Genomic DNA, 9,014 nt, shown 5'->3' with positions numbered 1-9,014 from the left:
CCACCCGCTACGGGCAACGCGCCCAGGCCGAGACCACCATCAGCATGCTCAAACGCCTCCTCGGGCCCCAGCTGCGAGCACGAAAAAAGCCCATGCAGCGACGCGAAGCCGCCCTCAAGACCCTCACTCTCAACCTCATGATCCTCTAAACATCTAGAAGCTTTCTACAGAGCTACTTTTGTCCCTTATTCGCGACACGATTCTTAGGGACAAAAGTCCGGCACGACCTCGCCCGCCGGCTCGAGCTCCACGCTTGTATAGCAGTGTCTGCGCGCCGACGACGGCGCCGGCCCAGCCGACTTCTGTCCCCCAGTGCGCGCCCATAGGGACAAAACTACGAAAAACTCCCTGGCACAAGCCAACCACGGCGGCCACCGATCCATCCCCTCCGCGCTTGGCGGAGGGCTAGAATAGGGCGCCGCGCGGATAGCATCTGGCCGGGGCGCCAACGATACCGCCGGCGAGCTACCAGCCGCCTTAGCACCCATCATTAGACTGCGCTAGGTGGCCGGTTTCTACTCAAAAGTCGGGGGGGAACAGGGGAGGTTCGCCAAGGCGTCAGGACCCCCAAACGCCAGTTCGGTTCCTGACGACTCTTTTCTCCCAACGCCCACCAGCAGCTTCCAACTTCCAACCGCCGCGCAGCTAGCCCTGATCCGCCATCGCCGCGTCGAAGGCCACGTTGCTCGGCGCGAAGTCGATCTTCTTGACGAACTCGGCCGACTCGGTAGCGCCGTGCTCGCGGTCCATGCCGGAGTCCTCCCACTCGACCGACAACGGGCCGTCGTAGCCGATCACGTTCAACGCCCGGATGATCTCCTCGAAGTTCACCGCGCCGTGGCCCGGCGAGCGGAAGTCCCAGCCGCGGCGCGGGTCGCCGAAGTTGAGGTGGCTGGCCAGGATGCCGGTGCGTCCGTCCAGCGTGACGATCGCGTCCTTGATGTGCACGTGGTAGATACGGTCGGGGAACGCGCGGATGAACTCCACCGGGTCGACGCCCTGCCACAGCAGGTGGCTGGGGTCGAAGTTGAAGCCGAACGCCTCGCGGTTGCCGACCGCCTCGAGCGCCCGCTTGGCGGTGTAGATGTCAAACGCAATCTCGGTCGGGTGCACCTCTAGCGCGAACCGCACCCCGCACTCGTCGAACACGTCGAGGATCGGGTTCCAGCGGTCGGCGAACTGCTGGAAGCCCTCCTCCAGCATCGACTCGGGCACGGGCGGGAACGAGTACAGCAGGTGCCAGATGCCGGAGCCGGTGAAGCCGTTCACCACCGACACGCCCAGCTTCTGCGCGGCGCGGGCGGTGTTCTTCATCTCCTCAATGGCGCGCTGGGTCACGCCGGCCGGGTCGCCGTCGCCCCACACGTGCGGCGGCAGGATGCTCTGGTGCCGCTGGTCGATCGGGTCGCACACGGCCTGGCCGGCCAGGTGGTTGCTGATCGCGTGGCACTCCAGGTCGTAGCGGTCCAGGCGGTCGCGGACGTCGCCCACGTAGTTGGGGTCCTCCATTGCGCGGCGGACCTCGAAGTGGTCGCCCCAGCAGGCCAGCTCCAGGCCCTGGTAGCCAAAGTCGGCCGCCTTGCGGCACATGTCATCAATCGGCAGGTCGGCCCACTGGCCGGTGAACAGCGTAACAGGACGGGGCATGGCGTCGCCTCAGCTTGGAAGACGGAACTCGGGTTCCGGGAATCGGACGAGGGTAGAACGCGAATGATACCGGAATTGCGGGCGGCGGTGGTAGTGGCTCCGGGGGGGGCCGTCGCGCGACCCGGCAGCTGTAGTTTCGTTTCGACTACTAGACAGGCATGAAAGTCCTAAGCGTCGACTCCTCGACAATCCTTGTGATGACCTGAGGAAACGACAATGCCTCGACGCCCTAAGGTTCTTTGCGGCGTCGCTTCCGTAGAGTGCCCGCCACCCACCTCCCCGCAAGCCCCACCGCCAGCACGCCTAGCCCCGCGGCTAGCACCTTCGGCGGGATGGCGAACGCCAGCACCAGGCAGGCGATCAGCCCCACCCAGGAGAACAGCCGGGCGTAGAGTCGCTCGTCGGCCCGCAGACGCAGGGCGGAGAGGTTGGTGATCGAGTAGTAGATCAGCACGGTGAACGCGCTGAAGGTCCAGGTGGCCTTGATGCTGCCGATCGACGCCAGCGCGGCGATCAGCGCGCCCACCGCCAGCACCGCCACCGGCAGCGCGGCCGCGGGCCGCGGCATGTCCCCCCGTCGGGCCATCGCCAGCACCACGCGCGACAAACCGAGGATCAGGTTCAGCAGCACGCCGAGCATGGCGGTCATCGCGCCGACGGCGACCACCCCGCTGACCGGGAGCGGGAAGCCCCGTGCAATCACCTCCAGCGGCGCCGCCTTGTCGGTGGCCGCGGCCTGCAGCTGGTCGGCCCCCGCCGCGCCCACCGCGACGACGGCCACCCCGATGTACAGCAGCATCGACACAACCAGCGTGGCGATGATCGCCCGCGGGATCGTGACCCGCGGCGCCCGCACCTCCTCGCCGAGGGTGGCGATCCGCCCGTAGCCGGTGAAGGCGACGAACATCAACGCGCTGGCGTGCAGCAGCGACGCCGGCCGCAGGTCCATCGCCAGCCGCTCGGCCGATACCCGCGATGCGCCGGCCGCTACGAACGCCAGCAGCGCGGCGATCGTCACCGACACGATGGCGATGTTCACCCGGTTAGACGCGCGGACGCCGGCCAGCACAACGCCGGTCAGCACCGCCACGGCGGCCAGCGCCACCGGCACAAGCCAGCGCGTGTCTTGCCCAGCGGCGTTCAGCAGGTAGCCGGCGAAGCCGAGCGCCGCGGTGGCGGCCGACGCCGACTTGGCGCACAGGAACATCCACCCCGCCGAGAAGCCGAGCGTGGGCGTCAGCCAGCGGTAGCCGTACTCGTACGTGCCGCCGCTGACCGGGTGGTTGGCGGCCAACTGCGCGCTGCTCAGCGCGTTGCACGTGGCGACCACCGCCGCCAACGCGATCGCCAGCACCACCGCCGGCCCCGCCACGCCCGCCGCGATTCCGATGCTGACAAACACGCCCGTGCCGAGGATCGACCCCAGGCCCATCATCACGGCGCCGACGAGGCCGACCTCGCGCTTGAGTGGGGGCATGGGCACGCTGCGGTTGCGAGGAGGCGAGACGCCCGGCGGGCGTGAAACGCTCACGGTAGCCGCGGACGGGGCTGGGCGCCAGCCGACACGCGGGGCGGGCGGCGTCCGAGTGGGGCAGTGCCGGCGTTGTAAAAGGTCGCACTGCGCATCCGCCGTGTGTTACCCTAGCGGGTTTCAGGTCCTCGGCGGGCCTGATCGCCCGCCGCGCGGATCAGACGCTCGCGGCGCCAGTCGTTGGGATACTCGCAGGGGATACAGATGCGGCATCAGTGCGTTCGCGCGATCGTTGTGGCGTTGTTTGGGTTCTTCTTGACCCTCGGCGCCACGCCGGACGGCCTCGCGGCGGACAGCGACCAGTACGACCTGGTGATCTACGGCGGGACGAGCGCCGCGGTAACCGCCGCGGTGCAGGCCAGTCAGATGGGCAAGAGCGTTGTTATCGTCAGCCCCGATCGGCACATCGGCGGGCTGACGAGCGGGGGACTGGGCTGGACCGACAGCGGCAATAAATCCAAGGTCGGCGGCCTGGCGGCTGAGTTCTACCACCGCGTCTGGCGCCACTATGAGCAGCCCCAGGCGTGGCGTTGGCAAACCCCCGAAGAGTACGGCAAGGTCGGTTTGGTCGTGCCCAAGGGCGATCGCGGTCGACCGACCCGGTGGACCTTCGAGCCGCACGTGGCCGAACAGATTCTTGACGACTGGCTGGAGGAGGAGGGCGTCTGGGTGGTGCGTGACGCGTGGCTGGACCGCGAGGGCGGCGTGGAGCGGCGGGGCCGCCGGGTCATCGCCATCAAGACGCTGGACGGTCAGCGGTTCGCGGGGCGGGTGTTCATCGACGCCACCTATGAGGGCGACCTGATTGCCGCCAGCGGCGTATCGTACGCGGTGGGGCGGGAGTCTTCTCAGCAGTACGACGAACAATGGAACGGGGTGCAGACGGGCGCGTTCCACCACCGCCACAACTTCAGTGTGCTGAACCGGCCGATCGATCCCTACCTGGTTCCCGGCGACCCCGCCAGCGGCCTGCTGCCCCGTATCAGCAGCGAGCCGCCAGGTATCAACGGCGCCGCCGACCAACGTATCCAGGCGTACTGCTTCCGCATGTGCCTAACCAACTGCCCCGAGAACCGCATCCCTTTCCCGCGGCCCACCGGCTACGATCCCGCGCAGTACGAGCTGCTGGCCCGGGTGTACGACGCGGGCTGGCGTGAGACGTTCGACAAGTTCGACCCGATGCCCAATTGCAAGACCGACACCAACAACCACGGACCGTTCAGCACCGACAACATCGGCTACAACTACGACTACCCGGACGCGAGCTACGAACGGCGGCGCGAGATTGTCGCCGAGCACGAGCAGTACCAGCAGGGCCTGATGTACTTCCTGGCGAACGACCAGCGCGTGCCGCAGGAGGTCCGCGACCAGGTGTCGCAGTGGGGGTTGGCCAAGGACGAGTTCGTCGACAACCACCACTGGCCGCACCAGCTCTACGTCCGCGAGGCGCGGAGGATGGTGGGCGAACACGTCATGACCGAGAACGAGCTGCTGAAACGTCGCCCCACGCCGCAGCCGGTTGGCATGGGATCGTACGCGATCGATTCGCACAACGTGCAACGGTACGTGACGCCGGAAGGCCACGTGCAGAATGAGGGCGACATCGGAGTCAGCACGAAGTCCGCCTACCAGATTTCGTACGGGTCGCTCGTCCCCAAGCGGGAGGAGTGCGAGAACCTGCTGGCGCCGGTCTGCGTGAGCAGCTCGCACATCGCGTTCGGCTCAATACGCATGGAGCCGGTGTTCATGATCCTCGGCCAGAGTGCAGCAACGGCCGCCGCGCTGGCGATCGACAACGGCGTCAGCGTACAAGAGGTTCGGTACACGCAGCTCAGGGAGCGGCTGCTCGAAGACGGGCAGGTCCTGGAGTAGCGCTAGCAAACCGCCGGCCTTCGCCGGCAGCAGCTCCGCGGTTCAACAGCCGCAACCCATCCGCAAACCCCGCCGCGCTACAGCAGCGAGTCGAGCTCGTCGACCAGGCCTTCGAAGTACGAGAGGGCGGTTTGGACCGGTTCGGGCTTCTCCATGTCGACGCCCGCGTCGCGCAGCAGGTCGAGCGGGTACTTGCTGCAGCCGCCCTTGAGGAACGTGAGGTAATCGTTCAGTTCTTCCTGGCCGCCGCCCAGCACGCGCTGGCTCAGCGCGATGGCGGCCGATAGGCCGGTGGCGTACTTGTACACGTAGAACGCGCGGTAGAAGTGCGGGATCCGCAGGCACTCCAGCTCCAGCTCGCTGTCGATGGCGAAGTCGGGGCCGAAGTACGCGTCGAGCAGGCCGCGGTACACCTCGCGGAACTTCTCGAGCGTGAGCGGCTCGCCCGCCTCGGCCAGCTCGTGGGTCAGCTTCTCGAACTCGGCGAACATCGTCTGGCGGATGATGGTGCCGCGGATGGCGTCGATCTCACGGTTCAGCAGGTACGCCTTCTCCTTGTCGGTCTTGGCGCTGGCCATCAGGTGACGCGCCAGCAGCTGCTCGTTGAACGTGCTGGCGACCTCGGCCACGAAGATCGTGTAGTTGTAGTACTCGTAAGGCTGGTTGCTCGACGAGTAGTGGCTGTGCATCGAGTGGCCCGCCTCGTGGGTGAGCGTGAACACGTGGTCCAGCACGTCGGGCTGGTAGTTCATCAGGATGTAGGGGTCGCCGTCGAAGCTGCCGGCGCTGAACGCGCCCGACTGCTTGCCCTTGTTGGGGTAGCGGTCGCACCAGCGGCCGCGGAGGCCGGCCTCGAGCGTGGCGCAGTACTCCGAGCCGAGCGGCTGCAGCGACTCGAGGATCACCTTCACCGCCTGGTCCCAGGTGTGCCGCTTGTCGAGCTCGGTGAGGATCGGCACGTAGGTGTCGTAGTGGTGGATCTCCTTGAGCTTCATCTTGCGCTTGCGCACGTCCAGGTACTTGTACACCGCCGGCAGCTTGCTGCGGACCGCCTCGATCAGGCTGTCGTACACGCTGACCGGCACGTTGTCGCCGAACAGCGACGCCTCGCGCGCGCTGGGGAAGTTGCGGGCCTTGGCGTAGTAGACGTCCTTCTGGATGGAGCCCTTCAGCGCGGCGGCCAGGCAGTTCTCGTGGTCGGAGAACTCCTGGTAGAACTGGTGGAACGCCGCCTTGCGGACGGGCCGCTTGGGCGAGTGCAGGAACACGCTGAACGACGACTGCGACAGCTCCGCCTCGTTCCCCTCGGCGTCCTTGATCGTGCCGAACTTCATGTCGGCGTCGGTCAGCTGGGTGAAGATCTGGTCGGCGGCGTCGGCCATCTCGCCCTGCATGGCGAGCAGCCGCTCCTCGCTGTCGGTCAGCGTGTGTGGCTTGTAGCGCACCAGCCGCTCGAGCATCAGCTGGTACGGCTGCAGCGGCTTGGCGGCGAGGTACTTCTTGAGCTTGGTCGCCGGCAGGCCGAGGACCTCCGGGCGGATAAAGCTGGCGGCCTCACCCGCCTTGGTCGCCACGTTCTGGTACCGGCCCATCATCGCCTGGTACGTGCTGTTGGCCTGGTCCTCGGTGGTCTTGAGCATGGCGTAGTAGGCCAGCCGCTCGCCCTGGCGGTCGAACCGGCTGTCGAACTTCAGCAGCTTGGCCAGCTGCTCCGGCCCGTCGCCCAGCGTGCCCCGGAACGCGGCGTACTTCTTGACCTGCTTCTCCCACTTTGAGAACGCGGCGTCCCAGTCGGCGTCGGACTCGAACAGGCTGGACAGGTCCCAGGTGTCGGCGGCCTTGACCTTGTCGCGGGTGGGCAGCGTCTTCTTCTTCGCCATTGGGAGAGCTTCCGTTCTATGTTCGATTGCTGGGAGTCATATTCCCTTCCCCTGTGGGGGAGGGCTAGGGTAGGGGGCGCCCCGGGTGCATGGGTCACCCCCATCCTCCCCCAGAGGGGGAGGCAGCGTAAGTCCTTACCACTTCCAGAGCGCCGCGCCCCAACTCAGGCCGGCGCCGAAGCCGCACATCATGAGCTCGTCGCCGCGGTGGATCTGGCCGGCGCGGACGGACTCGTCCAGGGCGATCGGGATGCTGCCGGCCGAGGTGTTGCCGTAGCGGTCCAGGTGCTTGAGGACCTTGTCGTGGTCGATGCCCATGGCGTCGGCGGCGGCGTTGAGGATCCGCACGTTGGCCTGGTGCATGATCCACAGGCCGACATCGTCCCGCCCGCGGCCGGACGCCTCGAGCATCTGATTGAAGGTGTCTTCCAGCAGGCGGACGGCCCACTTGAACACGGGCCGACCTTCCATCTTGAGCCACGACAGCTGCAGGTCGTCGGACTTGAGGAACGGGAACCGCATGCCGCCCTCGCGGCGGTAGAGCAGCTCGATGCCCGCGCCGTCGGCGCCCAGGGTAGCGGCCAGCAGCCCCTGCTCGGGCGAGCCGGGGCCGAGCACGACCGCGCCGGCGCCGTCGCCGAACAGCGGGAAGGTCTTCTTGTCGTCCGGGTCTACCACGCGGCTGTTGGTGTCGGCGCCGATCACCAGCACGCGGCGGCAGCTGCCGCTGGCGACAAATTGGGCGCCGGTCACCAACGCGTACATGAAGCCGGCGCACGCGGCCGCGACGTCCATCGCGCCGCAGTTGAGGCCGAGCTTGTCCTGCACAAACGTGGCGGTCTGCGGCACCAGGTGGTCGGGCGTGAAGGTGCCGAGCACAACCAGGTCGATCTGGTCGGGCGTGACGTCGGCCGCCTGCATTGCGCGGCGGGCGGCCTCGACGGACATGTCGCCGGTGGACATCTCGGGCGGTGCGTGGCGGCGTTCGCGGATGCCGGTCCGCTGGATGATCCACTCGGCGTCGCAGCCCAGCCGGGCCAGGTCCTCGTTCGTGACGACGTTCTCCGGCAGGTAGCTGCCGGTGCCCAGCGCCTGCACCCCCGTGACCTTGAAGGCGGGGGGGCGGCGGGGGTTCGGCGTGGTGTCGTCCATTGGTGGCCGGGCGGCGGTGGATTGAGCGGGGCGGGCCTGGCTGCGGCGGGCGTTGGCCCCCGCCCAGCCCGCTCCCGAGGGGGTCAGGAAAACCTGCAAGCTAAGGCTTCCAGGCAACCCGGGCAACCCCGGTGGGCGTCCGCACCGGCGGCTTGGCCGGCGCCGGCTAGCCGGCCCGCTTGCGGCTGGCGGCGGACGCCGGCTGACGCCGGATGGTTTTGTAGAGGATGGCGTTGCCCTGCTTGCCCACCGGCTTGGCGGCGCCCATCTCGCGTAGGCAGTACGCGATCCGCTGAGCCACCCAACGCGGCTTCCCGAGCCCCTCGGCCAGCTGCGCCGTATTGAATGGCTGGGGCAGGTCGGCCGGCAGCAGACCCAGCAGGTCCTGGCGGCTCTGCAGGCGGTGCACCCGCACCACGTCGACCAGCTTCTGGTCCTCGACGACGAAGTCGTTCTTCCGCCAACGGCGGCGCTTGCCGTGGCCTGGGTACCGCCACTCCTCGACCTCGACCATCGCTGCCTCAAGCGTCAGGTTGCGGTGCGGGAACGCCCGGGTGAAGTGGACCAGCTCGTCGAACAGGTCGAGCAGTTCCCCTCGTTTGGGGCTCCGCCGCCGCGACACCACGCGGCCGCCCTTCTGCTTGCACTTGATGAGCGTCTTGGTCGCGACGATCGGCTTCACCACCAGCACGCGGTGCTGCTTGCAGAGCGACCGCACCTTGTCGCGGATGGCGGCCAGGCCGCCGTGCTGGATCTCGATTAGTCGGTCGTCACGCACCACGTCGATGCGGTAGCGTCCGAGCCGGACCTCCACCTCGCCGTCGTCGCCGGCGTAGTGGGCCTTGAGCTGCTGGTGGAGCGAGGTTTCCAAGGTGGTAGGTGGTGCGTGGGGAGTGGGTGATGGTTGCAGAGAGTCAGGCGATACAACTTGC

The 9,014-nt window shown here is 67.7% G+C and carries 6 protein-coding genes; 1 reads left to right on the top strand and 5 read right to left on the bottom strand.

Going from position 1 to position 9,014, the window contains the following annotated elements; genetic code table 11:
- Positions 1–645 precede the first annotated feature (645 nt).
- Both KOR34_RS26150 and KOR34_RS26145 read right to left on the bottom strand, forming a co-directional pair.
- Entirely contained in the window at positions 646–1,647 is a 1,002-nt protein-coding gene (locus tag KOR34_RS26150; protein WP_146569105.1) for a sugar phosphate isomerase/epimerase family protein, read from the bottom strand.
- 229 nt (positions 1,648–1,876) lie between these two features.
- Positions 1,877–3,124, bottom strand: a complete 1,248-nt coding sequence (locus KOR34_RS26145; protein ID WP_146569104.1) for an APC family permease — start codon at positions 3,122–3,124, stop codon at positions 1,877–1,879.
- Between the two features lie 258 nt (positions 3,125–3,382).
- Between KOR34_RS26145 and KOR34_RS26140 the strand changes: the two genes are divergently transcribed.
- Complete coding sequence (locus KOR34_RS26140; protein WP_146569103.1) at positions 3,383–5,050, top strand: FAD-dependent oxidoreductase; 1,668 nt, start codon at positions 3,383–3,385, stop codon at positions 5,048–5,050.
- A gap of 77 nt (positions 5,051–5,127) precedes the next feature.
- On the opposite strand, the gene pepF is transcribed toward KOR34_RS26140, so the two are convergent.
- The 3 genes from pepF to KOR34_RS26125 all read right to left on the bottom strand — a co-directional run bounded on the left by pepF (position 5,128) and on the right by KOR34_RS26125 (position 8,953).
- Positions 5,128–6,930 carry an oligoendopeptidase F gene (gene pepF / locus KOR34_RS26135; RefSeq protein ID WP_146569102.1) on the bottom strand — a complete coding sequence of 601 codons (1,803 nt, stop codon included), beginning with the start codon at positions 6,928–6,930 and terminating at the stop codon, positions 5,128–5,130.
- Positions 6,931–7,065: 135 nt separating this feature from the next.
- Positions 7,066–8,082 carry a 3-oxoacyl-ACP synthase III family protein gene (locus KOR34_RS26130; protein WP_146569101.1) on the bottom strand — a complete coding sequence of 339 codons (1,017 nt, stop codon included), beginning with the start codon at positions 8,080–8,082 and terminating at the stop codon, positions 7,066–7,068.
- A gap of 166 nt (positions 8,083–8,248) precedes the next feature.
- Positions 8,249–8,953 carry a hypothetical protein gene (locus KOR34_RS26125; protein ID WP_146569100.1) on the bottom strand — a complete coding sequence of 235 codons (705 nt, stop codon included), beginning with the start codon at positions 8,951–8,953 and terminating at the stop codon, positions 8,249–8,251.
- Between the last annotated feature and the right edge of the window lie 61 nt (positions 8,954–9,014).

It is taken from the genome of Posidoniimonas corsicana (assembly GCF_007859765.1).
In the GTDB taxonomy this organism is placed as follows: Bacteria; Planctomycetota; Planctomycetia; order Pirellulales; family Lacipirellulaceae; genus Posidoniimonas; species Posidoniimonas corsicana.
Note: the sequence above shows the minus strand (reverse complement) of the source record. Positions and strands in the feature narration are given on the sequence as shown.

Coding starts and splice junctions, on each gene's coding strand:
- KOR34_RS26150 (WP_146569105.1), bottom strand. CDS start 1,647: ATGCCCCGTCCTGTTACGCTGTTCACCGGCCAGTGGGCCGACCTGCCG.
- KOR34_RS26145 (WP_146569104.1), bottom strand. CDS start 3,124: ATGCCCCCACTCAAGCGCGAGGTCGGCCTCGTCGGCGCCGTGATGATG.
- KOR34_RS26140 (WP_146569103.1), top strand. CDS start 3,383: ATGCGGCATCAGTGCGTTCGCGCGATCGTTGTGGCGTTGTTTGGGTTC.
- pepF (WP_146569102.1), bottom strand. CDS start 6,930: ATGGCGAAGAAGAAGACGCTGCCCACCCGCGACAAGGTCAAGGCCGCC.
- KOR34_RS26130 (WP_146569101.1), bottom strand. CDS start 8,082: ATGGACGACACCACGCCGAACCCCCGCCGCCCCCCCGCCTTCAAGGTC.